Annotated in this window: 16 protein-coding genes; 6 read left to right on the forward strand and 10 right to left on the reverse strand. The window is 71.7% G+C overall.

The features are described 5' to 3' along the window. Together ACFY36_RS39400 and ACFY36_RS39405 are read right to left on the reverse strand one after the other, a co-directional pair. A complete protein-coding gene (locus ACFY36_RS39400) occupies window positions 1-1,683 on the reverse strand; it encodes a carbohydrate-binding domain-containing protein (RefSeq protein WP_499750999.1) in 1,683 nt (560 codons plus the stop codon). Between the two features lie 62 nt (window positions 1,684-1,745). Beyond that, window positions 1,746-3,395, reverse strand: coding sequence for an ABC transporter ATP-binding protein (locus tag ACFY36_RS39405; protein WP_499751000.1), 1,650 nt, complete (start codon window positions 3,393-3,395; stop codon window positions 1,746-1,748). A gap of 323 nt (window positions 3,396-3,718) precedes the next feature. On the opposite strand from ACFY36_RS39405, the gene ACFY36_RS39410 reads away from it, so the two are divergent. Next, a complete protein-coding gene (locus ACFY36_RS39410) occupies window positions 3,719-4,528 on the forward strand; it encodes an SDR family oxidoreductase (protein WP_499751001.1) in 810 nt (269 codons plus the stop codon). Here the strand turns inward: ACFY36_RS39410 and ACFY36_RS39415 are convergent. The 4 genes from ACFY36_RS39415 to larE form a co-directional block, all read right to left on the reverse strand. After that, a complete protein-coding gene (locus tag ACFY36_RS39415; protein WP_499751002.1) occupies window positions 4,525-5,574 on the reverse strand; it encodes a spore photoproduct lyase family protein in 1,050 nt (349 codons plus the stop codon). The two genes, ACFY36_RS39410 and ACFY36_RS39415, sit on opposite strands and share 4 nt — an antisense overlap. Before the next feature lie 27 nt (window positions 5,575-5,601). Next, the gene (gene larC / locus ACFY36_RS39420; RefSeq protein WP_499751003.1) at window positions 5,602-6,993 is read right to left on the reverse strand and encodes a nickel pincer cofactor biosynthesis protein LarC; all 1,392 of its coding nucleotides are present in this window, start codon (window positions 6,991-6,993) and stop codon (window positions 5,602-5,604) included. Next, a complete protein-coding gene (larB, locus tag ACFY36_RS39425; RefSeq protein ID WP_499751004.1) occupies window positions 6,990-7,670 on the reverse strand; it encodes a nickel pincer cofactor biosynthesis protein LarB in 681 nt (226 codons plus the stop codon). Before larB ends, larC begins: the two co-directional genes overlap by 4 nt. 61 nt (window positions 7,671-7,731) lie before the next feature. After that, the gene (larE, locus tag ACFY36_RS39430; RefSeq protein ID WP_499751005.1) at window positions 7,732-8,598 is read right to left on the reverse strand and encodes an ATP-dependent sacrificial sulfur transferase LarE; all 867 of its coding nucleotides are present in this window, start codon (window positions 8,596-8,598) and stop codon (window positions 7,732-7,734) included. Between the two features lie 67 nt (window positions 8,599-8,665). Here larE and ACFY36_RS39435 point away from each other — a divergent pair, with 67 nt between their 5' ends. Continuing rightward, entirely contained in the window at window positions 8,666-9,721 is a 1,056-nt protein-coding gene (locus tag ACFY36_RS39435) for a LacI family DNA-binding transcriptional regulator (protein ID WP_499751006.1), read from the forward strand. On the opposite strand, the gene ACFY36_RS39440 is transcribed toward ACFY36_RS39435, so the two are convergent. Next, entirely contained in the window at window positions 9,634-10,851 is a 1,218-nt protein-coding gene (locus ACFY36_RS39440; RefSeq protein WP_499751007.1) for a lactate racemase domain-containing protein, read from the reverse strand. The genes ACFY36_RS39435 and ACFY36_RS39440 overlap by 88 nt on opposite strands. Window positions 10,852-11,002: 151 nt before the next feature. On the opposite strand from ACFY36_RS39440, the gene uxaC reads away from it, so the two are divergent. After that, a complete protein-coding gene (gene uxaC / locus ACFY36_RS39445) occupies window positions 11,003-12,328 on the forward strand; it encodes a glucuronate isomerase (protein ID WP_499751008.1) in 1,326 nt (441 codons plus the stop codon). Further along, a complete protein-coding gene (locus ACFY36_RS39450; RefSeq protein ID WP_499751009.1) occupies window positions 12,325-13,473 on the forward strand; it encodes a mannitol dehydrogenase family protein in 1,149 nt (382 codons plus the stop codon). Before uxaC ends, ACFY36_RS39450 begins: the two co-directional genes overlap by 4 nt. 49 nt (window positions 13,474-13,522) lie before the next feature. Here ACFY36_RS39450 and ACFY36_RS39455 read toward each other — a convergent pair whose 3' ends face one another. Together ACFY36_RS39455 and ACFY36_RS39460 are read right to left on the reverse strand one after the other, a co-directional pair. Then, on the reverse strand, window positions 13,523-14,758 hold the full coding sequence (locus ACFY36_RS39455) for an SGNH/GDSL hydrolase family protein (RefSeq protein WP_499751010.1): 1,236 nt from the start codon (window positions 14,756-14,758) through the stop codon (window positions 13,523-13,525). Window positions 14,759-14,790: 32 nt separating this feature from the next. Beyond that, window positions 14,791-15,384: a hypothetical protein gene (locus tag ACFY36_RS39460; RefSeq protein WP_499751011.1), complete on the reverse strand. Its 594-nt coding sequence runs from the start codon at window positions 15,382-15,384 to the stop codon at window positions 14,791-14,793. Between the two features lie 187 nt (window positions 15,385-15,571). On the opposite strand from ACFY36_RS39460, the gene ACFY36_RS39465 reads away from it, so the two are divergent. Next, complete coding sequence (locus tag ACFY36_RS39465) at window positions 15,572-19,522, forward strand: tetratricopeptide repeat protein (protein WP_499751012.1); 3,951 nt, start codon at window positions 15,572-15,574, stop codon at window positions 19,520-19,522. Here ACFY36_RS39465 and ACFY36_RS39470 read toward each other — a convergent pair whose 3' ends face one another. Beyond that, window positions 19,523-20,950: a Dyp-type peroxidase gene (locus ACFY36_RS39470; protein WP_499751013.1), complete on the reverse strand. Its 1,428-nt coding sequence runs from the start codon at window positions 20,948-20,950 to the stop codon at window positions 19,523-19,525. 186 nt (window positions 20,951-21,136) lie between these two features. Here ACFY36_RS39470 and ACFY36_RS39475 point away from each other — a divergent pair, with 186 nt between their 5' ends. Then, window positions 21,137-23,932 (forward strand): S8 family serine peptidase, encoded by a 2,796-nt coding sequence (locus tag ACFY36_RS39475; protein WP_499751014.1) that lies wholly within the window; start codon window positions 21,137-21,139, stop codon window positions 23,930-23,932. The last annotated feature ends 4 nt before the right edge of the window (window positions 23,933-23,936 follow it).

Raw genomic sequence — 23,936 nt, forward strand, 5'->3', positions numbered from 1 at the left:
TTAGTTGGACTGGCGCTCGTACGCCCCGGCGTCGACCCCGCTGCCGTAGAGGCGGGGAAGGCCGTCGAGGTCGGTCGTCACGCCGTACGCGCTGACGCCCCTGTTCTTGGCCGGTGAACCGGTCTGGAGGTGGAAGTCGGTGGCGGACACGAACAGCGGGTCGGCCGTGACCGAGGAGGGTGCGATGCCGCCGTTGGCGCTGGTGTTGGCGGTCGACGTGACGCCGTTGTAGTACTCGCCGTGGTAGACGTTGTGGCCCTCGTCGATGGGCTGGTAGGTGTAGCCGGACTGGTCGGCCTCGACGATGTTGTTGTGGAACGTCGCGTCCGCCCCGAGACCGACGACCAGCACGCCGGCGTCGGGGTTGCGCAGCACGAACGTGTTGTTCGTGATGACCGTGTTCTTGACGACGCCGAAGTCGCCCTCGCTGCCCTGGACGTTGATGCCGAGGACCTGGCCGGCGCTGAACGAGGCCGACGTGGTGACCAGGTTGTCGTGGAACCGCGTGTTCGCCGTCCGGTTGTCGCCGAGCTCGGAGAAGGTCTGGTTGTCCACGGCGACGTTGTGGTGGACCGAGGTGCCGATCCCGCCGAAGATCTCCACGGCCGAGCCGTCGAACACGAAGTCGGGTGACGGGCCGACGTTACGGCTGATCGTGTTGTGGTCGATCTCGACGTCGTCGGCGTCGAGGACCACGATGCCGCTCGCGCCGTAGTCGTCGTGGGTGCCGCCGGGGGCGATGACCGTGGTGTTGTCGGTGACCGTGCTGCCGGTGACCCGCAGCCGGTGCGCGCCGTCCATGGCCTGGACGCCGATCGCGTTGCCGGTGGCCGTCACCGCCTGCACCTTCGCGTCCGGGGCGTCCACCACAAGGCCGATCTTGTCGGCCTGGCCGGCGTTGCGGACGTGCACGTCCTTGACCGTGACGAACGGGGCGCTGATGGTGATCGGATAGCTGCTGCCGCCGCCGTCGAGGATCGGGCGGGCGCCACCGCCGTACGACCCGTAGGTGACCCCGGCGTTGTCGGCGACCAGGGCCGCGCCGGTGAACGTCTGGCCCGTCCGGAACAGGACGGTGGCGCCGGACGGGAGACTGGCCGCGTTGACGTCGCTGATCGAGTCCCACGCGGTGGCGGCCGAGGTGCCGTTGCCGCCGGCGGGAGCGGTCGGGTCGACGTAATAGACCGGGCCGGTGGCCGCCGACACGGCGGTGACCCGGTCCACCCACAGCTCGCGGGCGATGCAATTGCTGTTGTGGTAAGCGTTGGGGAAGCCCACGGCGATCGTGTGCGCTCCGGCGGCCCAGTTCCCGGTCACCGTGTAGTCGGTGTAGGTGGTGGCCGAGACGGTGAAGGTGCCGGCGGTGACGCCGTCCACCTTGACCACCATCTGGGCCGCCGCCGGCCCGCAGATCTCCTGCCGGGCGCGGACCTTGTAGGCCGAGGTGGCGTCGGCCCCGTTGGTGACGGTCAGCGCGACGCTGCTGGGGTCCCACATCTCCACGGCGGCCCCTCCGCCGGCCGCCGTCTCCGATGCCGCCTTCGCGTTCGACGTGGGCGAGATGACGCCGTTTTCGAACTCTCCGGACACGTCCGCGTAGGCCGGTGCGGCCGATACGGCCAGCAGAGCCGTGGTCGCGGCGAAGGCGGCGCCGCCGCGACGCCGCCAGGTGGTGCTGTGCACAGAAGACCTCCAAGATCGGTGATCTTCTGTGTATCAGAAAGTAGGTGAACAGAACCAGACCGTCATAGCGACAAAGATGGATCGCCAATGTGGACCACCCGGCTCGGCGACACGTCGAGATGGGTGTCGTGGGTGATGAGGATGGTGGTGCGGCCGGCCATCAGGCGGCGCAACGGCACCATGATCCGGGCCGCCGAGTCGCGGTCCAGGCCGGTGGTGGGCTCGTCCAGCACCAGGACCGGGGTGTCGCGCAGCAGGGCCCGGGCGATCGCCACGCGCTGGCGCTGGCCCCCGGAGAGCAGACGGCCCCGGTGTCCGACGTCGGTGCGGTAGCCCTCCGGCATCGCGGCGATGAAGTCGTGGGCGTCGGCGGCGCGGGCCGCCGCCTCGACCTCCCATGCGGCCGCCGACGGGCGGCCGTAGGCGATGTTGTCGTAGAGGCTGCCACCGAACAGCTGGCTCTCCTGGTGCAGCAGGGTGACGTTGGCCCGCAGCGTGCGCACCGGCATGCGCCGGATGTCGACGCCGTCGAGCAGGATCCGCCCGGCGCTCGGGTCGTAGAAGCGCAGCAGCAGCTTGGTCACCGTCGACTTGCCGGCGCCGCTCGGGCCGGCGAGCAGCACCAGGTCGCCGGGGTCGGCGGTGAACGACAGGCCGCGCAGGGCGGGCGTGCCGGCCCGGGGATAGCTGAAGGCGACGCCGGCGACGTCGACCCGGCCCGAGGCCCGCCAGGCGGCGCCAGGTTCGGCGTCGGCCACGGCGGGGCGTACGCGCAGCAGGTCGTCCAGGCGCTCCACCGCGGCCGCCGCCTCGGCGGCGCTGAGCGGGAACTGGCCCAGCGTCTGGATCGGCGGGTAGAGATAGCCGAGGTAACCGGCGAACGACAGCAGGCCGCCGAGGCTGACCCGGCCCGCCGACAGCTCCCACGCGCCCAGGCCCAGGACGGTCAGCACGCAGACGGTCTCCACGACGCCCACCAGAGGCCCGTAGAGCGAGCCCAGGCGGGTCTCGGCCATGCGGGCCCGCAGCCAGACCAGGCCCTGCCGGTGCAGGCGGTCCTGCTCGGCCTCCTGCCGGTTGTACGCCCGCACCACCGCCTGGTTGGACAGGCTCTCCTCGACCACGGTGGCGATGCCGCCGTTGCCGGCCCGCTCCTCGGCCGCGGCCGCCTGGAAACGGCCGCCGATCGCCCGCGACACCAGCCAGAACAGGGGCGCGAGAGCGAAAGAGGCAAGAGCGAGTTCCCATCGTACGAGAAGAGCGGCGGTCGCGAACGCGATGACGCTGACCCCCGCCGTGGCCGTGCGGACGAGGCCGGACACGACGAGGCCCTCGACCGATTCGAGGTCGTCGGTGAGCCTGGTCATCAGGTCGCCGAGGCGGCTCTGGTCGAGGAAATCGAGCGGAATGCGCTGCACGTGCGCGAACACGCGGTCGCGTAATCGCAACAGGAATCGTTCACCGGCCAGCGTCACCAGAATGCCCGCGAAATAGGAGGCGGCAGCGCCCGCGACGGCAATGACGAGCCACGATGTCGCCGGTGCCCAGAATGCGCGGAGATTTCCGGCGGCCAGCACCTCGTCGGTGATGACACCGAACAGATAAACGGCGACAACCTCGGCCCCGGCCGCGCCGATGGCGAGCGCCCCGCCACCGAGAACCATCTTCCGGTCGGCCGCGACCAGCGGCCAGAACCGCTTTATCGTTTTCAACGTCTCCCCCGGCCACAGGAGTGGGGGCCGGCCCGACGGGACCGGCCCCACTCCGTTCACCCGTGCGTGCGGCTCGTCACTTGCCGTCGCGGCGCGGGTCGAACTTCTTCGCCTTCTTGTTCTTCTTCTTCAGCTCGGCCGGCGGGCGGGGGAGCTCTTCGCGCTTCTTCGGGAGGATGTTCTGGAGCGGCATGGCCGATTCCTTTCGTTCGAATTCCGCCTGGCGGCGCTTGCAGAGAAAAAGCTATTTCCCGAAGTTGTCCGGCCAATGTGCGGAACCTGGGAATCGCATAAGCTCGCGACGGCGGGGTATTCACCGGGGCATGACTGTGCGATATGACGCATACGACAAGGTTGCGGTGGTGACGGGTTCCGACTCCGGAATCGGCGAGGCCATCGCGGTGGCGCTCGCGGAGGCCGGGTTCGACGTGGGCGTCACCTATCGGTCCGACGACGGCGGCGCCAAGGCCACGGCGGAGAAGGTGCGCGCGGCCGGCCGCCGGGCCGAGACGCGCCACCTCGACCTGACAAACCTGCCATCGGCGGCGGACGTGGTGGACGACCTCGCGGGGGCGCTGGGCGGGCTCGGGGTGCTCGTCAACTGCGCCGGCACCGGAATTTCGACGCCGGTCATCGACACCGGATACGAGCAGTGGCGCGAGGTCCTGGCCGTCGACCTGGACGGGCCGTTCCTCTGCGCGCAGCGGGCCGCCCGGCGGATGTCGGCCGCCGGGCGGGGCGGCCGGATCATCAACATCACGAGCGTGCACGAGCACGCCCCTCGGGTGGGCGCGGGGGCGTACTGCGCGGCCAAGGGCGGTCTGGGGCTGTTGACGAAGGTGATGGCGCAGGAGCTGGCCAGCCACGGCATCACCGTCAACGCGGTCGCCCCGGGCGAGATTGCCACGCCGATGACCGGCAACGAGGACGTCGACCCGTTCACGGTCGAGCGCCCCGGCATCCCGGCCGGCCGGCCCGGCGACGGGAACGAGGTGGCGGCCGTCGTGGCGATGCTCGCCGGCCCCCAGGGCGCCTACGTGACCGGCTCGTCCTGGGTCGTCGACGGCGGCATGCTGCTGATGGGCCCGCAGGCCGGCTCCCACCTGAGGACCGACGAGTGGCGCGAGGGTTAGAAGGCGTACCGCACGCGGCAGTAGGGGATCCGCTCGGCGATCAGGTCCGTCAGGGCCTGGACATAGCGGCCCTTGCTGCCCGTGCGGTAGCGCACGTTCCAGCTGCCGTTCTGCGACCGCTTCGGCTGCTGCAGCTCGGGGCGCCAGAGGACGTCCTCGGCCTTCGGGTGCCAGCCCAGGTTCACCTCGTGCAGGTCGCGGTTGTGGGTCAGGAAGATGACCTCGCAAGCCAGCTGCTGCTTGGCGGCCGCCCCGATGCCCGCGTCGAGCTGGTCGAAGAGCTCCGACCAGGCCTCGAGCCAGCCGTCGCGCACGACGACCGGGCTGAAGTTCACGTGAACTTCGTACCCGGCGGCCACGAAGTCGTCGATGGCGGCGATCCGGTCGGCGATGGGCGAGGTGCGAATGTCCAGTAACTTCGCGTCGGCCTGAGGCATCAGCGAGAAGCGGACCCGGGTGCGCCCCTGCGGATCCCAGCCGAGCAGGTCCCGGTTCACGTATTTGGTGGCGAACGACGCCTTGGCGGTCGGAATCCACCGGAAGAGCTCGACCAGGTCGCGCACGTTGTCGCTGAGAAGAGCGTCGACGCTGCAGTCGGAGTTCTCGCCGATGTCGTAGACCCAGGCGAGCGGGTCACACTCGTTGCCGGCCGGCTTCACACCCTGTCGGCCCGCGTGCCGCTGCACGTACCCCATGATCTTGTCGATGTTGGCGAAGACCGTGATCGGGTTGGAGTAGCCCTTGTGCCGTGGCACGTAGCAATAGGCACAGGCCATGGCGCAGCCGTTGGCCGTCGAGGGAGCGATGAAGTCGGCTGAGCGCCCGTTGGGACGGGCGCTCAGCGACTTCTTCACCCCGAGGACGAGTGCCTCTTGCTTGATACGTACCCACCGATTCACGTTCGACTCGTCCCCGTACAACTCGGGGATGCGGTTGTGACTCTCGACCTCCACCAGCGTGGCCCCGGGGAACCGGGCGAGGATCTCCTTGCCGCGCGGAAGCTCGGCCGCGGCGGCCTCGTAGTAGATCCGGCTGATGTCAATCACAAATCCCACCGTACTTGGTCGAAGTGCTCACGCCTTCGGCAGCGGCGCCCCTACGACCAGGTCGAGGGCGGCCGCGGCGGCGAGCGCGTCGTGAAGGACGGCCCGTTCGGGGCGCCCCTGCCGGGCGGCGAGGGCGGCCACGTCGGCGAACTCCGGCATGACCTGCACGATCACACCGTCCAGGTGGCCGACTTTGACCGCCACGGCGACACCGCCGACCTCGACCGGGACGAAGACGCGGGGCAGGGCGGTCTTGACCCGGGCCGATTCCCGGACGCCAAGCGTGCTCGTGTCCCGGAAGATCACCGCCCGAAGCGCGGCGGCCTGGGAGGGCGCGCAGAGCACGCTCAGGGTGTGTGCGGGCCGCCCCTTCTTCATGAGGATCGGTACGAGCCAGGCGTCCGAGGCCCCGGCGGCCATCAGCCCTCGGATGACGCCGGGCCAGAGCCGCGGGTCCAGGTCGTCGATGTTCGCTTCCAGCAGCAATGCGTCCGTTCGCTCAGAACCGCGCACATCGCCGCCCGCTTGCGCACCGCCCACCTGTCCCGCGCCCGCCTGAGCGCCGTCCGCCTCCGCAGCGCTCACCTGTCCCGCGCCCGCCTCGGAGCCGGCGGGCTGGGGATGGCCGACGAAGACTCGGACGACGTTCGGGCGTCCTGGGGTGTCGCGGCCGCCCGCGCCTACGCCGGTCACCTCGAGGTTCATCGGCGGGAGGTCTTCGCAGCGGTCGGCGAGGGCGCGGATGACGGCCATGCCGGTCGGGGTGGCCAGTTCGCCGGGGCCGCCCGCGCGGATTCGCCAGCCCCGGGACAGCTCGGCGACGGCCGGGGCGGGAACCGGCAGCTCGCCATGGGCGGTACGCACCCGACCTGAGCCGACCGCGACCTCCCCCGCCGAGACGGTGCCGATGCCGAGGTCGTCCAGGGCGGCGCACACCCCGACCACGTCGGCGATGGAGTCGAGAGCGCCGACCTCGTGGAAGTGCACGTCTTCGGCCGGGACGCCGTGCACGGCCGCTTCGGCCCCGGCCAGGCGCTCGAAGACGGCGACCGCTCGCTCACGGACACCCGGCCGCAGATCCGCGGCTGAAAGCATCTCGCGGATCCCTCGCCACGTGCGATGCGGCGGGTCATCGGTCAGCGGGCGCACGTCGGCCTTGAGAGCTCGCAGCCCGGCGCGCGAGACGCCACGAACGCCGATCTCCACCGAACCCGGGACCACCGCTTCGACGGCGGCACGAATGGCATCAAGGCCGGCCCCGGCATCGTGCAGGGCCGCGAGCAGCATGTCCCCCGCCACCCCAGCCGACGCGTCGATCCACGCGTGCCGCACGCCGCCGTCGCGCCCCTGCCCCGCGCCCACTCCGTGATCCTGGCCCTCGCCGTGGCCCTGCCGCTCGGTGTTGCCGCCGGGGCTCACGCGGGGGCCGCTATCTGGGCCGCGAGGTGGCCGGCGCCGTAGCCGTTGTCGATGTTGACGACCGCGACGCCGGGCGCGCAGGCGTTGAGCATGGCCAGCAGTGGGGCCAGGCCGCCGAAGGCCGCGCCGTAGCCGACCGAGGTCGGCAGGGCCACCACGGGCGCCGAGATCAGGCCGGCGACCACGCTGGGCAGCGCGCCGTCCATGCCCGCGGCGACCACGACGGCCCGGGCCCGGCGCAGCAGCGGCAGCTGGGCGAGTACCCGGTGCAGGCCGGCCACCCCGACGTCGACGACCAGTTCGGTCTCCCGGCCCAGATAACGCGCGGTGTGCATCGCCTCCTTGGCGACCCGCAGGTCGGAGGTTCCGGCGGCCACCACGACGACCAGCCCGCCGCCCGGCGCGGGTGGCTCCGGCGGGTGGGCCAGCAGCCCCGCGTCCGGGTCGTGGAAGGCGTCCGGCAGCGCTCTCAGCACCGCCGCGGCGTGTTCCTCGCTCGCGCGCGTGAACAACGTGACGCCCGCTCCCCCACTCGCCGCGGCGATGGCCGCGACCTGGGCTGGGGTCTTTCCTTCGCAGTACACCGCCTCGGGATATCCCCGCCGCGCATGCCGCTCCGCGTCCAGCCGGGCGAAGTCCGCAAGTCTCGCAATTCCGGCGGGATCTCCGTCGTCCACGGCCCTCACGCCCTCCCTCGCGCTGTCCACAGCCGTCGTGTCGTCCACAGGCTCTGCGCGGTCATGCATGGAGGGACGTAACCAGTGGAAGGGTGAAAGCGCCGGACTGGATGCCCGTGGCCAAGTCGAGCGCGGCGAAACGGAACCCGGCGGCCACGATCGCGGCGTGGATCTCCTCGCGCAACGTCGTGACCGCTCGGACCAGGTCGTCGGCCGGTAGTTCGACGCGGGCCACCTCGCCGTGGTGGCGTACGCGGAGATCGCCCAGGCCCAGCCGGCGCAGGGCCGACTCGGCGGCCTCGATCTGGGCCAGCTTCTCCCTGGTCACCGGGGTGAAGTGCGGGATGCGCGAGGCCAGGCACGGCGCGGCCGGCTTGTCCGCGCTGGGCAGGCCGAACTCCCGGGCCAGGTGACGTACGGCGGCCTTGTCCAAGCCCGCGTCGGCCAGGGGGCGCAGGACGCGATGGTCGGTCGCGGCTCGGCTGCCGGGGCGGTCGGGGCGGCGGGCATCGTCGGCGTTCTCGCCGTAGGCGACGGCGTCCAGCCCGTGCGCGGCCACCACCTCGTCGTCGATGCGGGTGAACAGCTCGTGCTTGCAGTGGAAGCAGCGGTCGGGGCCGTTGGCCTGGTAGGCGGCCACCTCGCCCTCGTGGGTGCGGACCTCCACCACCGGGACCCCGATGTGCCCGGCGACCGTGTGCGCTCCCGCTCGCTCGTCCGCGGCCAGGCTCGGTGAGACGCCGAGGATCGCCACCACGCGGTCGGCGCCGAGGATGCGGACGGCCAGCGCGAGCAGCACCGACGAGTCGACGCCGCCGGAGAAGGCCACCCCGAGGCGCCGGACGCCGGCCAGCAGCCCGGTGACCTGCCGAACGATGTCGTCGGCCGATGACGGCGCGGTCCCGGTAGCGGTGGGATGATCGTTCATGATCCTTATTTGATGCCCGGGGTGTGCGGGGCGGCAAGCGGTTGCCACATGTTGCGGGAGGTGTGTGGTGGCTGAGCGGGGGCCGACCATCTACGACGTGGCCCGGGCGGCGGGCGTCGCGGCCTCCACCGTGTCGCGGGCGTTCGCGCGGCCGGGGCGGGTGAACTTCGAGACCGCGGAGCGGATCCGGCGGGTCGCGGCCGAGCTCGGATACCGGTCTCATCCGCTCGTGCGGGAGCTGCCCTCCGGGCGTACCCAAATGATCGGTCTTGGGGTTGCTGACATCGGGAACCCGTTCTATACAGAGATCATCCGTGGGGCGCAGGACGCGGCCACCGAGGCCGGCTACACGCTGGTGCTGACCGATGCCCGCGAATCGGGCGTGCGGGAGCGCGAGGCGCTGGAACGGGCGCTCACGGCCGTCGACGGGCTCGTGCTGGCCACCTCGCGCATGTCGGACTCGGCCATTCGCGCGCTCGCCAAGCAGCGGCCCGTGGTGGTGCTGAACCGGGCGGTGGCCGACGTTCCCAGCGTCATTTCCGACAACCCCGATGGTGTACGCCAGGCCGTCGCTCACCTGGACGAGAAGGGGCATCGCGACATCACCTATCTGGCCGGGCCGGAGGCGTCGTGGGCGGACGGCACGCGCTGGCGTTCGCTGCGGGAGCTCGCCCCGGGCAGCCGGCGCCTGGGCCCGTACGCCCCGAGCGTGCACGGGGGTATGGAGGCGGTGGCCGACTTCGCCCGGCAGCCGGGCGGGGCCGTTCTCGTCTACAACGACGCGATGGCGATCGGCCTGATCCGGCGGCTCACGGCCATGGGCGCGCGCGTGCCCCGGGACGTGAGCGTGGTCAGCTTCGACAACATCGAGGCGGCCGAACTGGTGACGCCCGCGCTGACGACCGTGGCGGCGCCGCTGCGCGCGATGGGGCGAACGGCCGTTGACACCGTGCTCGCCATCGCGAACGGCGCGGTGCCGCGGACGACGAAGCCGATGGTTCTGCCCTCGCGGCTGGTCGTCCGGCAGTCGACGGCTCAGCGCAGCCGGAACAGCACCTCGCCGGCCTGGGGGACGACGAACGCGTCCGGATCGTCGAGGCGCACCGAGGCCGGGTCGAGATAGTCGAGATTCGCGGCCCGTACGACGTCCTCGGGAATCCCCGTCGCCAGCGTGACCGTCACGCGCAGCCGTTCGCCCGCCTCCGGGTCGTACGTGCCGGCCCCGCGCAGGTGGGTCGAGTGGGCCAGCACGCCCCAGTGGTAGCCCTTGAACCTGTCCCACTGCTTCAGGAAGTAGTCACGGCAGTGGTAGCCGATCTTCTCGATCTCGGGGTGCATGGCCGCGATCCGGGTGATGTGCGGGGCGTACAGGATCACCTGGCCGCCGTCGGCCACGACCGGCTCCACCTTGTAGAAGCCTTTCGCGCCCGTCCACATGTCGTCGTACTTCGCGGGGATGATCGACAAAACCTTTGAGACAGGGGCGTCGAGATAGCGTACGTGGGTCTGGGCCGACACCTCCGCCGCCGCCGCCCACGCCTCCTCGGGCGAGCCCAGCGCCGCCGCGTGCAGGGCGCCCGTTCCGGACTGCACCACCAGGCAGAGCGCCAGCCGGCGGCTCGGAATCAGCGCCGCGGCCTGGTTGATGAGGGCCCGCACCGGCGTCACCCCGCGCGTGCCGATGATGGAGGCGCTGGTGATGAGCGCGCCCAGCCAGTGCGAGAAGTCGATGATCTCCTGACCGGCCACGCCCGGGAAGAAGTATTTGTTGCCGCCGGAGAAGCCGACCACCTCGTGCGGGAAGACCGGCCCGATCACCAGGCACACGTCGTGCTCGACGACGGCCCGGTTGAGCACCACGTCGACGTCCTGGCTCATCCGCCCCTCGGACAGCTCGGCCACCCGGGCTGCCGGGATGACCCCGATCGAGGTCAGCGCCGACGGTTGCCACCACTCGTGATTGCGGACGTCGAAGCCCTCGTACGGGCCGCCGAGGTGGGAGGTCAACTGCTCTTCGCTCATCGGCGCGTGGGTGCCGAGCGCGACCAGAACCGTGACGTGTGAGGCGCGCCCGCGCAGGGCCTCGTGCACCGCGGACAGCAGCATCGGCAGCGGGCAGCTCCTGGTGCCGTCCGGCACGATCACGCATACGCTGCGGCCGTCGAGATCTTCCGACGCGAGGGTACGCAGGACGTAGTCGCGCACGGCCGCCTCGTCCAGGGTCGTCTCGGGGCCGCCGAGGAGCTCGATCATGACTCCACCCTGCGCCCGCGCGCCGCGACCTGGCAAGCGGACCGGGCAACACATGGCAACCGCTTGCGGAGCCCGCTCCCGCGAAGGAAACCTCGACCTCATGGTGATGCGAGAGGACCGGTTGTTTCCGGCGGATCCAGCGGTACGGCCCGTGGCCCGGCGACTTTACGAGGCGGTCCGGGGCCTGCCGATCATCTCGCCGCACGGCCACGTCGATCCGGCCATGCTGCTGGCCGACGAGCCGTTCACCGATCCCACGGCCCTGTTCATCACCCCCGACCACTACGTCACCCGGCTGCTGCACGCCGGCGGCGTCACGCTCGACCAGCTCGGCGTCGGCCAGGGCCCGCTGACGGCCGGGAAGTCGCGGGAGGCGTGGCGGCTGCTCTGCGCGAACTGGGCGCTCCTGCGCGGAACGCCCGTGCGCTACTGGCTGGAGACCGAGTTCGCCGACATCTACGGCATCACCGAGCGCCCCTCGGCCGCCAACGCGGACGACCTCTACGACCGGATCGCCGGCGCCGCCAAACGGCCACAGGACCTGCTCAACGGCTTCGGCATCGAGTTCCTGGCCACCACCGACGACCCGGCCGACGACCTCGCCCCGCACCGCGAGCTGGCCCGGACCGTGAAGACCCGCATCGCCCCCACGTTCCGCCCCGACGCCTACCTCGAGCCGGCCCGCCCCGGCTGGGCCGCGAAGGTCGAGCGGCTGGGCGCCGCCGCCGACACGGACGTCTCCCACTATCAGGGCTACCTGGCCGCGCTGGAGAACCGCCGCCGCTACTTCAAGGCGAACGGCGCCGTCTCGGCCGACCACAGCCACGCCGACGCCCGGGCCGAGCCCCTCGACAACCCGGACCGGCTCTACAAGAAGGCCCTCGCCGGGGAGATCTCGGCCGAGGAGGGCGCCAAGTTCCGCCGCCACATGATGCTGGAGATGGCCCGGATGTCGTCCGAGGACGGCCTCGTGATGACCCTGCATCCCGGCATCTTCCGCAACCATCACCCCCAGAGCTTCCAGCGGTACGGCCCGGACACCGGCCATGACATCCCCACCACCGTCGAGTTCACCCGCGCTCTCCAGCCCCTGCTGGCCCGGCACGGCACCGACCCGGGCTTCCACCTGGTGCTGTTCACCGTCGACGCCACCGTCTACAGCCGCGAGATCGCCCCGCTGGCCGGCTTCTACCCCGCGGTCTTCGCGGGCGTGCCCTGGTGGTTCCTCGACAACCCGTCGGCCATCCGGCGCTTCCAGGAGTCGGTCACCGAGATCGCCGGGTTCAGCCGCCTGTCCGGCTTCATCGACGACACCCGCGCGCTCTGCTCGATCCCGGCCCGGCACGACATGTCCCGCCGCCTCGACGCCGCCTATCTGGCCGACCTGGTGTGCACGCACCGCCTCGACGAGGACGAGGCCGTCGAGACGCTCACCGCCCTCGTCTCCGACCAGCCCCGGAAGGTCTTCAAGCTGTGATCGTCCACCTCGGACTCGGCAACTTCTTCCGCGCGCACCAGGCCTGGTACACGGCCGAGGCGAAGGACGGGTGGGGCATCGCGGCCTTCACCGGCCGTTCCGCGCAGGCCCCGGACCCCCGCTACAAGCTCGTCACGCGGGGACCGGAGACCGACGAGGTCTCCTGGCCGGACGCGATCCGCGAGACACATCCGGGCACCGACCGGGCGGCATGGGAGAGGCTGCTCGCACAGCGGGAAACGGCCATCGTCACGCTCACGGTCACGGAGAAGGCGTACGCGGGCGAGGACGTGCCCAACCGTCTGGTGGCGGGTCTGGGAGCCCGGCGGGACAGCAAGGGCGGCCCGATCGCGATCGTCCCGTGTGACAACCTGCCGGGCAACGGCGACGTGACCCGCCGCGTGGTCACCGAGGCGGCGCGCCGAGCCGATCCGGCCCTGGCCGGCTGGATCGAAGAGAACGTGTCCTTTGTGTCCACGATGGTCGACCGCATCACGCCGGCCTCGACGCCGCCCGAGGTCGTCACCGAGCCGTACCACGAGTGGGTCATCCAGGGCGACTTCCCGGCCGGCCGGCCCGCCTGGGACGCCGTGGGCGCCCGCTTCGTCGACGACGTGCTGCCGCATGAGCAGCGCAAGCTGTGGTTGCTGAACGGGGGCCATTCGCTTCTGGCGTACGTGGGAAGCGCGCGCGGACTGACGACGGTGGCCGAGGCGGTGGACGACCCGGAGTGCCGCGCCCTGTTGGAGACCTGGTGGGACGAGGCGGCCGCGGCGCTCCCGCTACCCGGCGCCGAGATCCGCGACTATCGGGCCGCGCTGGTCGAGCGCTGGGAGAACGCCCGCATCCGGCACCTGCTGGCGCAGATCGCCATGGACGGCTCCCAGAAGATCCCGATCCGCGTCCTGCCCGTGCTGAGGCACACCCGCGAGCGAGGCGGCATGCCGCTAGGCGCGATCAGCATCCTGGCCGCCTGGCGCCGTCACCTGCACGGCGCCGGCGCCCCGGTCGGCGACGCCGGCGCGGCCCGCTTCGCGGCGGCCACCACCGCGCGCGAGCTGCTCGGCCTGCTCGACCCCGCACTCGCCGCCGACGACGACCTCGCGGCCGCCCTCGACGGCGAATCGCACATCCGCGCCCGCTGATCGATCAGGCGAACGCGCGCACGTGGCCGAACGGGCACAAACGAACGCTTCAGCCCACGCTGATCGTTCCGCTGGTGGAGCGGGTGCAGCGGACCGAGTGGGACGCTGTGGTCGCGGCTCCCGACAAGCACTGGGCCAGGACGGCGTGGCCGGCCGCGTTCGGGTGCCAGGACTCCTGGCAGGTCTGGAAGTACGTTACGCAGGCGTTCGCTATCCGCTGGATGTCCAGCTTGTCGCGGCCGGCCAGGTCGGTCAGGAACACGCCGGTCGGGCCGTCCTGCAGACGGATCGGGGTCGCCAGCGCGTTGCCCGGACTTCCCGCCCGCTCGCACAACCGGGCCCCGTCGAACGCCGACTGCACGTTCAGATGGACCAGGTCTGCGCCCGGGAACTCGGCGCTGACCGTGCCGTGCACCCCCGCCACCAGCGTGCCCAGCCCTGCCGAGAACGTGTGCCCGGGGCCCAGACTCGCCCGGTGGATCGGGCAGCCCGCCCGATAGCGCTCCGCGCCCAGCGCCCGGAACTTGTCCCGGTCGTCGGCCCGGCCGTCCTCGGAGTGCAGGCTGCTCTCGAGCTCGGTCGGCAGCGGGTTCGTGTAGTCCTGGAAGACCACGCGATGGACACCGTCCGCGTCGATCTCGTCCAGCGTGCTCAGGATGGACCGGACCGCCGTGACCGTCTCCGCCTCGGCCGCCGACAGCTGGGCCGGGGTGGCCAGGTCGCCCGCCGCGCACGGCTCCTGCGGCACCGGCCCGCCCAGGTAGGCCCAGAACTCCCACCACCCGGTCCACGCGTCGGCCACGAACCGGTTGGCGCACTTGACCGCCACGTCGCCGAAGGTGAACGACGAATTGTTCGAGCCGAGCCCGATCAGCACCAGGTCGATGTCGTGGGTGCGGCCCACCGCCCGCAGCTGGTCGAGCTGGGAGGCCACTGTGCGGCCCTTCTCGCGGGCGCTCGACGCGGCCGCGATGTCGGCCGGCTGCCCGCCGGAGCAGGCCAGGTTGAAGCGGTCCTGGATGCCCGGCAGGCTCGCCTTCAGCAGCGAGGCGTTGGCCGAGCGGTGGCAGAAGAACGCGTTGCTGTTCGCCGCCGACCACCCCGGGAAGGCTTGCGCCTGCCCGGAGGCGTCGACGACGGGCTGGTAGTTTCCGGCGCCCTCACCGCTGATGAAGCTGTCGCCCAGGGCGACGGCGGCGGTGGGCAGCGCAGCCCGCGCGGGGGCTTGGATCAGCAGGAGGGGAAGGAGGGCGAGGACAGCGGGGACGGCGAATCGGCGCCACATGCCCTCGATCGGATCACGTGATTAGATGAACGTCAATCCTTGCAGGACGAGTCGCAGGCGCCGAGCGGGATGACCACGTCGGCGCTGTCGCGCTCGGCCGGCCAGAAGCCGTCGAGGCTGACCGCCACCCACGGCCCGGCCGGCGGCCGGTTCCAGTTCAGCCGGAACTCGCCGTAGTAGTCGACGTCCTTGCTGACCTCGGCCGTGTCGACCTGCGGGCTCCAGTAGCGGGTGGACAGCACGTATTTACCGTGGTCGCGGCCCGGGAAGCTCATCGTCCCGGGCGTGCGCGAGACGGTGATCATCTGGTCCAGCACGACGGTCTCGGGCTCGGGCACGTCGAGCGAGGGCACGCCCTCGTCGGGGACGACCTCGGCCAGGCGGTCGGAGAAGGCGTCGGGCTGGAAGGGCTTGCCGTCCAGGCTGAGGCCCGTGTGCCAGGCCGCGCCCTCGCGCTTGGGCGGCGGCGAGGCGGCCAGCACGCGACGGTACAGAGCGGACGGTGGATTGCTTTCCGCGATCGGCGGGGCGTACGGATAGTCGAGCGGCGAACCGAAGGCAAATCGTAGGGAGTGGACGCACGCGCCGAGGAGCTCGAAAGCGACGTCACTGAGCGGCTGACTCATGTCCGGGTCCCCTCAAGATCGACAGTGATGAAAAGGACATTGACGAAAATGTCGAAATAGACGAAATTGGCGAGACTGGCGGCACGAACAACCCAAGAACGAGCCGAGCGAACCCGACAGTAGGATCCGAAGGGTGGCGGCACAAGGCGTGACCGAGGAGCCCCCGGTTACCCCATCGTCACAGATCGTGAGCGAACTGGCCGCGACCTGGCGTTCCTACCTGCCCGACTACGCCCTCGCGCTCCATCTGGCAACCGAGAGTGTCAGCAATCCGCCAGTCACCCAGCGTACCGAGGCCGTCGTTCTGTTCGCCGACGTGGTGGGCTTCACGGCGATGACGGAGAGTTTCGCCGGATCCGGCGCGTACGGCACCGAGCAGCTCACCCGGATCATCAACCGCTGGTTCGAGCTGACCGCCGACACCATCGCCCGCTCCGGCGGCAGCGTGGTCGACTTCGCCGGCGACGCCCTCGTCGGTACCTTCCTGCACACGCCCGGCGACGCCGCCGAGGTCGCCCGCCGGGCCATCGAGTGCGCCGAGCTGATCCGGGCCGCCACGGCCGCGGTGGCGCCGGTCGACACCCCGGACGGGCCGCGCTCGCTGACCATCCGCGTCGGGCTGGCCGGCGGCCCACTTCAGGTGATGCTGGTCGGCGATCCCGCGATCCGCCTCCAGCACCTGATCGCCGGCCCCGCGCTGGACGACGCGATCGTCGCGCTGCACCGGGCCGGCCAGGGCGAGATCGTCGCCGACGAGGCATTGCAAAAGACGGCCGGCCTGGCCGCCGGACGGGCCACCGTCGACGGCACGCCACGGCCGACGCTGGCCGGCGCCGAACTCGAACGGCTGCTGAAACCCTTCCTGCATCCGGCGATCCGGCAACGGCTGCGCTCGGGCCGCCACGAGCTGGTCAACGAACACCGCAAGGTCACCACGGCCTTCGTACGCCTTCCCGACCTCTCGGCCGACGACCCCGGCACGGTCCAGGCCCTCCAGGACTACCTGGCGGCCGGGGTCGCGATCATCGACCAGTACGAAGGCCACCTGCGCCACCTGATGGCCGACGACAAGGGCACCGTGCTGGTCGCCGTCTTCGGCACCCCGGTCAGCCACGAGGACGACGAAGAACGCGCGCTGCGCTGCTGCCTGGAACTGCTGGCGCTGCCCGGCGGCCCGTACCGGGGCGGGGTGACCACCGGGCCGGTCTACTGCGGCGAGGTCGGCTCGGACGTGCGCCGCGAGTACGCGGTCGTGGGCGACGCGGTCAACCTGGCCGCCCGGCTGATGCAGGCGGCGCCGAACCGCCGCCTGCTGATCGACCAGGCGACGTACGAGCGGACCCGCGATCTTCTCATCGCCGACGGACCCCGGTTCGTGACCGCCAAGGGCAAGGCCGAGCCGGTGCCGGCCTGGACCGTCGTCGAGGTGTACGAGGCGCCGGCCCCGCTGCCGTCGCCCGCGCCCGGCCCGGTGGTCGGCCGGTCGCGCGAGCTGGCCGTGCTCGACCGGGTGGTCCGGCAGGTGCACAGCGGCGCCGGACGGGTGGTGTGGCTGCACGGCGAGGCCGGCATCGGCAAGTCCCGGCTCGCCGCCGAGACCTGCCGGCTCACCGGCGAGCTCGGCTTCACCGGCTACGGCGACAGCTGCCGCTCGCACGGCACCAGCGCCAGCTATCTGGTCTGGCGCTCGATCTGGCGCGAGCTGCTCGACATCGCCCCCGAGCTGCCGATCGACGAGCAGCGCCGGCTGCTCACCGAGCGCAGCACCCGCTACGACGGCAACGGCCAGAGGGCGCCGCTGCTGGCCGCGGTCATCAATCTGCCGATGCCGGACACCGAGCTCACCGCCCAGCTCGACGCGGCCGGCCGCGACCATCTGCTGCGCTCGACCCTGCTGGCCTGCCTGTACGACCGGGCCACGGCCGAGCCTCTGATTCTGCTGCTGGAGGACTGCCACTGGATCGACCCGGCTTCACTGACCCTGCTCGACCTCATCTCCCGGCACATCGCCGATGTGCCGGTGCTGATCCTGGCCACCTCGCGGGAGCCGCTGCCGTACCGGCTGAGCGGGCGCGACCAGGTGGTCGATCTGCCTCTGACGTCGATGACCGACGACGACGCCGACCGGCTGACCCGGCTGCGGCTGCGGGAGCGCTACGGGCCGGGCACGCTGATCTCGCCCAGCCTGGTCCGCAGACTGCGCGAGCAGACCGGCGGCAACGCCTTCTACATCGAGGAGCTGGTCAGCTACCTGCACCTCAACGGCGTCGACCCAGGCGATCCGGGCGCCCTGGCCGAGCTGCACCCGCCGGGCAGCCTGCAACGGCTCGTGATGGCCCGCATCGACCAGCTCACCGACGCCGAGAAGGCGGCCATCAAGGTGGCCAGCGTGATCGGGCGGCGATTCCGGCCGCCGTGGATCCACTCGGTCTACCCGCCCGCCGGCACCCGGCGCCAGGTCACCAACAGCCTGCGGCGGCTGCACAACCTCGACCTGACTCCGCAGGTCGAGCCCGAGCCGGAGCCGGAGTACGAGTTCAAGCACCCGATCACTCAGGAGACGGCCTACCAGAGCATCACGTACGACACCCGATCCACCCTGCACGAGCGGGTCGGCCTGTTCATCGAGCAGTCTTTCCCCGACCGGCTTCCGCAGTACGTGGACGTGCTGGCTTTCCACTACGCGCGCACCGGCCGGGTCGACAAACAGCGGTTCTGGTACCGCGCGGCGGGCGACCGGGCCAAGGCCATCTTCGCCAACGAGGCCGCGACGTACTACTACGGCCGTCTGCTGCCTCTACTGCCCCGGGCCGAGCAGGCCGAGCTGCACATCGAGATCGGCGCCGTGCACCAGCACACCGGGGAGTGGGCCGAGGCCGAGGACCACTACCGGCGGGCGATGCTGGTCGCGGGGGCCACCGGCCGGGCCGACATCGTCGCGGCCGGCCAGCGCCAGCTGGGCGACCTGCTGATGTACACGCATTCGTACGCCGAGTCGGTGACCTGGCTGGAGCGGGCGATCGCCGGCTTCGAGAAGCTGGGCGACGAGGCCGGCCTGTCCCGCACGATGGACCGGCTGACCTTCGCGCTCTACCGCCAGGGCGCCTATCCGGAGGCCCTGGCGATGGCCGAGCGCCACCTCACGCTGGCCACCCGGCACCGAGATCTGTCGGCCATGAGCGCCGCGCTCGGCCACATCGGCCTCGTTCACCTCAACAGTGGCCGCCTCGAGGAGGCGCTCGACAACCTGCGCCGCTCGCTCACCGAGGCCGACCGGGCCGGCGACCGGCACCGCATCCTGCACACCGCCGGCAACCTCGGCTGGGCCGCGATGCGCGCCCGCGACCACGCCCAGGCCATCGCCTCCTATCGGCAGGCCATGGAGGTGGCCCGCGAGATCGGCGCTCGGCACGAGGCCAACGTCATCGTCGGCAACATCGGCGAGATCTACCGCAAGGAGGGTGACTACGCCCGGGCCCGCAAGTGCTCGATGCGCTCGCTGCGGGTGGCGGTCGAGCTGCGCGACACCTCCAGCATGGCCGACCAGGTGGCCGAACTGGCCGCGATCACCGCCGGCGAGGGCCGGCCGGGCGAGGCGCAACGGCTGCTGGAACGGGCCATCGAGATGGCCCGGGAGCTGGACGCGCCGTACTTCCTTTGCGACTGGCTGCACCGCCTGGCCCGCCTGCACCTGGCCGAGGACCGCCTGGCGGTGGCCGAGCGGCTCAACAGTGAGGCGCTGCGGATCGCCGAGGAACACGGCGAGCAGGACACGCTGGTGAGCGCCTTCATCATGTCGGTACGCCTGCGGGCCGTGGCCGGCGAGATCGACGCCGCCCGCGCGGCGGAGACGCTGCGCGAGGCGGCCGCCGAGTGGACCGAGCCGCACGAGCGGGCGGCCGTGCTCGACGCGGTGTGGCAGGCCGATCCCGAGGACTCGGAGGCCCGCGACACCGCAGCCGAGATCTACCGCACGCTGTACCGGCGGGCGCCCAGCGTCGACTACCGCGAGGCATACCGCCGGCTCACCGGCACGCTCCTGCCGCCCGGCCCGATCCTGCCCGAGCTGCCGGACTGGATCGCGGCCGACGACGGCGCCGACCTCGACGCGTTGCTGCGCCAGGCCGAACGGGCCTGACTAACCGACCGGCGCCTCCCCCGCGAGCTGCTTGAGCGCGGGCAGGGAGGGCGCGAAGGCGTACACACAACCGGTCGTTGTCACGAAGCCACCGAACGCCTGTCGCGGAATGCGGTCGACCACCTCCTGCGGCAGGCGCTCGCGTGCCTGCTCCTCGCTCAGGCCCACGACCGGGTCGAGGCCGTCGATCCGGTCCTTGTCGGCGAGGCCGCGCCCGTACGCGTTGAGGGCGCTGGTCGGGAACTTCGGCTCGTTCGCCCAGTGGCGCAGCAGGAACTCGAACTGGTCCTCGATGCTGGCCACGTAGGCGTTGAAGAGGATGCCGCGCTCCTGGTCGTCGGGACGCTCCCGGTCGAAGGCCGGCCCGAACGTGATGCCCCGGCGCAGCATCTTGTGGCCACGGTCGCGGAACACGTCGTCCTCACGCGGGTTCATCTTGCGGATGTGCGCGTAGAGCGGGGTGTGCCGGCCCGCCTCGTCGTCGCCGTACGTGAAGCCGTTCTGGTTCTCCGGCGTGGCGCCCGGCTCGAGCGGGGCGCCGTCGAGGGACCGGCCCAGCGCCTTGGCCGCGGCCGAGTCGGCCTCGGCGCCGCTGCCGCCCATCCGGCGCCACCAGCCGGCCGCGTCCTGGTTCATCCGGCGGAACACCTGGAAGGAGCCGCCGCGCATCCAGGACGCCGGATTCGGCCGGGGCGCCCAGTTCTGCGGGCGGCGCTCGCCCGGGTAGCCCAGCACGAACTCGCCGGGCGCGATGACCGCGCCGCTCTGCTCGGGGTCGCTGAAGCCGCGCACGCCGGGCTGCGAGATGCCGTCGGCGAACCCGAAGTGCTCGACCCGCCGGTTGCCCTCGTTGCGGCGCACCTCGCCCTGCTCGGACCAGAGGACCTCCAGGCCCGCGTCCTCGGCCATCCGCCGCTCGTCGCGCAGCGCGTCACGGATCGTCCCGGCGTCGTCGGCGGCCAGGGTCAGCAGCGCGTCGACCGGCGCGCCGGAGGGACGGCCGACGACCCAGTTCGCGGGATCGCTGTCGCCGATGTCGCCGAGCAGGGCCGGCGCCGTCGTGAGCCGCCCGTCGGCGTCGAGCCGGGTGCCGAGCGGGCCGCGCCAGAACGCGTCGAACGGCGCCAGGTCGGCCGCCACCTCCTGGTGCAGCAGGGTCAGGCCGGTGGCGGTCAGCCCGACGTTGAGCAGCACGGCCGACTGCTTGAGGCGCCGGCCGCGGCGGGACCGCCCTCGGCCCTCGTCGTCGCCGTCCAGCGCCTGCTCGACGTCGTCGGTGCCCGCCACCCGGCCGGCGGCCTCGCGCAGCCAGGCGCGGGCGCCGTGCCGGTCGTTGCGGAAGGACAGGGTCACAAAGGCCTGGTACCGGCCGCCGAAGGGCAGAAGGATGTTGCCCTGGATCTTCGGTGCATCGGCAAGGATCGCCACGGTCGTCCCCTCCTCAGAGATCTGCACACCGGAGGATGCCGCAGATGATCGCCGTTTCCGCCCCGGTGTCCTAAATCTGCCAGCGGTTTCTCGACGCCCATCGTCCGTTCGGCCGAGGTGGGGTCATCCTTTTTCCGGTGGAGTGCGGGCACCGCACGGCCGATCGACAACGCCGTGGCCTACCGAATGAAGACTGCAGCTGCCGCGGCCCTCGCGACCGCCTCGCTGACCGCCGTCACCGCCGCGCCGGCTCTCGCCGCCGCGCCCGCTGACCCGAACCCGTCCTCACTGGTAGTCGGCCTGCGCAGCGACAGCGCCGCCGCCACCACGGTGAGCGCCCTCGACGCCGAGCCCGGCGTCGACGTGCTGAGCAGCTCCGCCACCCCCGCCCTGGACAGCCTGACCGTGACGGTGCCGGCCGGCGACCGGGCCGAGGCCGTCGAGGCGCTGCGCGACGACCCGAACGTCACCTACGTCGAGTCCAAGGCCGTCGCCTCGGTCGTCTCCACCGCCGCCCCGAACGACCCCAGCTACCCGAACCAGTGGGGCCTCTCGAAGATCAAGGCGCCCGGCGCCTGGGCCTACACCACCGGCGACGACGTCGTGGTGGCCGTGGTCGACACCGGCGTCAGCGCGATCAGCGAGCTCTCCGGGCGGCTGCTGCCCGGCTACGACTTCGTCAACAACGACTCCAGCCCGGCCGACGACAACGGGCACGGCACGAAGGCCGCCTCGGTCATCGCGGCCAAGGGCGACAACGCCACCGGCGTCGCCGGCGTGTGCTGGACCTGCAAGATCCTGCCGGTCAAGGCGATGGGCGCCGACGGCAAGGGCACCACCGACGTCATCGCCAAGGGCATCGTGTACGCCGTCGACCACAACGCCGACGTCATCAACCTCTCGCTCGGCACGGCCACCGACACCCAGGTGGTGCGCGACGCCGTGGCGTACGCCGCCTCGAAGGACGTCGTCGTCATCGCGTCCGCCGGCAACGACGGCGTGACCAGCCCGTTCTACCCGGCCGCGGTGCCGTCCGCGATCGCCGTGGCCGGCTCGGACACCAGCGACCTGCGCTACAGCTGGTCGAACTACAACGGCGCGAGCAACCCGTGGGTCGACGTGGCCGCCCCGGGCCAGAACTACGCGCAGGGCACCGACAACAAGTTCTACTGGTACGCGGGCACCAGCTCGGCCGGCCCGGTCGTCGCCGGCGTCGCCGCGCTGGCCCGCGCGGCCAAGCCGTCGGCCACCGCCGAGCAGATCCGCGCCGCCGTCGAGGGGACCACCGACTCGGTCGGTTCGTGGGTGGCCCACGGTCGCGTCAACGCCGAGAACGCCCTGAAGGCCATCACGGGCGGCGTCGTGCCCACGCCGGCCGTCAAGGACACCATCGCCCCGTCGGCCGCCTTCAGCGTCGCCTCCACGGCCTCCGGCGTCATCCCGGTCGCCCTGACCGCGCCGTCCGACGACACCGCCCGCATGGAGCTGTTCGTCGCCGACAAGCTGGCCGGCACCGCCACCTCGGCGCCGTGGAGCATCGACTGGGACACGGCCGGGCTCACCGGCCAGAAGGCGGTGAAGGTGCGCGTCACCGACACCTCCGGCAACGTGACCACGGCGGCCAGCGTCCCCGTCAAGATCGACAACCTCGGCCCGGCCCTCAAGTGGGTCACCCCGGCCGCCAAGGGCAGCATGCGCGGCACCGTCGTGGTGACCGCGACCGCCTCCGACCCCAGCGGGGTCACCTCGGTCGAGGTGCTGGCCGGGGGCCAGGTCATCGGCGCCGACGACACCGCGCCGTACGCCATCGCCGTCGACACCACCGCCCTGTCCAGCGGTGACACCGTGACGCTGCGGTCCACCGACACGCTGGGCAACGAGAGCGCCATCGCCCGCGCCTTCACCGTGGACAACACCGCGCCCACCGTCGAGATCTCGGTGCCGGACATCCTCAAGGGCGCCGTGAAGATCACCCCCACCGTCGACGACGACGTGGCGGTCAAGCAGGTCAAGGGCGTCGTCACCGACGACAACGGCAAGGTGCTGACCACCGTCGTCTCCAACAAGGCCCCGTGGACGCTGGCCTGGACCACCGGCAAGCTCGCCGGCGACTACAAGCTCGACGTGACGGCGTTCGACACCACCGGCAACACCACGACCGCCTCGACCACGGTGACCGTGGACAACGCGGCCCCGTCGGCCGCCGCCGACGTGCCCGTCGCGATCAGCGGCCCGGTCACGGTCGCGCTGAGCGACCCGTCGGACGACACCGCCAGGATGGAGCTGCTCCTCAACGGCAAGGTGATCCAGACGATCGAGTCGGCGCCGTGGTCGATCGAGTGGACGCCGGCCGTCTCCACCACGTACGCCCTGGGCGTGCGCACCACCGACGCCGTCGGCAACAGCGCCACCACCACCCGCAAGGTCGTCGCCGACCTGGCCGGCCCGCGGATCGCCTGGCCCACCCCGATCGCGTCGGCCCCGCTGCGCGGCACGGTGACGGCGAACGCCACCGCCACCGACCCGTCCGGGGTGGCGTCGGTCGAGCTGCTCGCCGGCGACCAGGTCATCGGCGAGGACACCAGCGGCCCGTACGCCATCGAGGTCGACACCACCACGCTGGAGGCCACCCAGGTCCTGACCCTGCGGGCGACCGACAAGCTGGGCAATGTCAGCACGCTGAGCCGCGTCTTCACCGTCGACAACGAGGCGCCGGTCATCGACATCGCGCTGCCGGGCACCGTGACCGGCCTGGTCAAGCTCACGCCGACGGCCGAGGACAACGGCGGTGTCAAGCAGGTCAAGCTGGTCGTCACCCAGGACGGCAAGGTCATCAACACGGTGGCGGCGACCAAGGCGCCGTGGACCCTGCTCTGGAACGCCACCCGCCTCGACGGCACCTACACCCTGACGGCGACCGCCACCGACAAGGCCGGCAACACGGCCACCTGGACCGGCGACGCCACCGTCACCAAACGCTGACCAT

The organism is Actinoplanes sp. NPDC000266 (genome assembly GCF_042899005.1).
GTDB lineage: Bacteria > Actinomycetota > Actinomycetes > Mycobacteriales > Micromonosporaceae > Actinoplanes.

What these genes read in the sequence shown, in the direction of transcription:
- ACFY36_RS39440 (WP_499751007.1), bottom strand. Translation starts at nt 10,851, where the DNA reads ATGATCGAGCTCCTCGGCGGCCCCGAGACGACCCTGGACGAGGCGGCC.
- ACFY36_RS39410 (WP_499751001.1), top strand. Translation starts at nt 3,719, where the DNA reads ATGACTGTGCGATATGACGCATACGACAAGGTTGCGGTGGTGACGGGT.
- larE (WP_499751005.1), bottom strand. Translation starts at nt 8,598, where the DNA reads ATGAACGATCATCCCACCGCTACCGGGACCGCGCCGTCATCGGCCGAC.
- ACFY36_RS39460 (WP_499751011.1), bottom strand. Translation starts at nt 15,384, where the DNA reads ATGAGTCAGCCGCTCAGTGACGTCGCTTTCGAGCTCCTCGGCGCGTGC.
- ACFY36_RS39455 (WP_499751010.1), bottom strand. Translation starts at nt 14,758, where the DNA reads ATGTGGCGCCGATTCGCCGTCCCCGCTGTCCTCGCCCTCCTTCCCCTC.
- ACFY36_RS39475 (WP_499751014.1), top strand. Translation starts at nt 21,137, where the DNA reads ATGAAGACTGCAGCTGCCGCGGCCCTCGCGACCGCCTCGCTGACCGCC.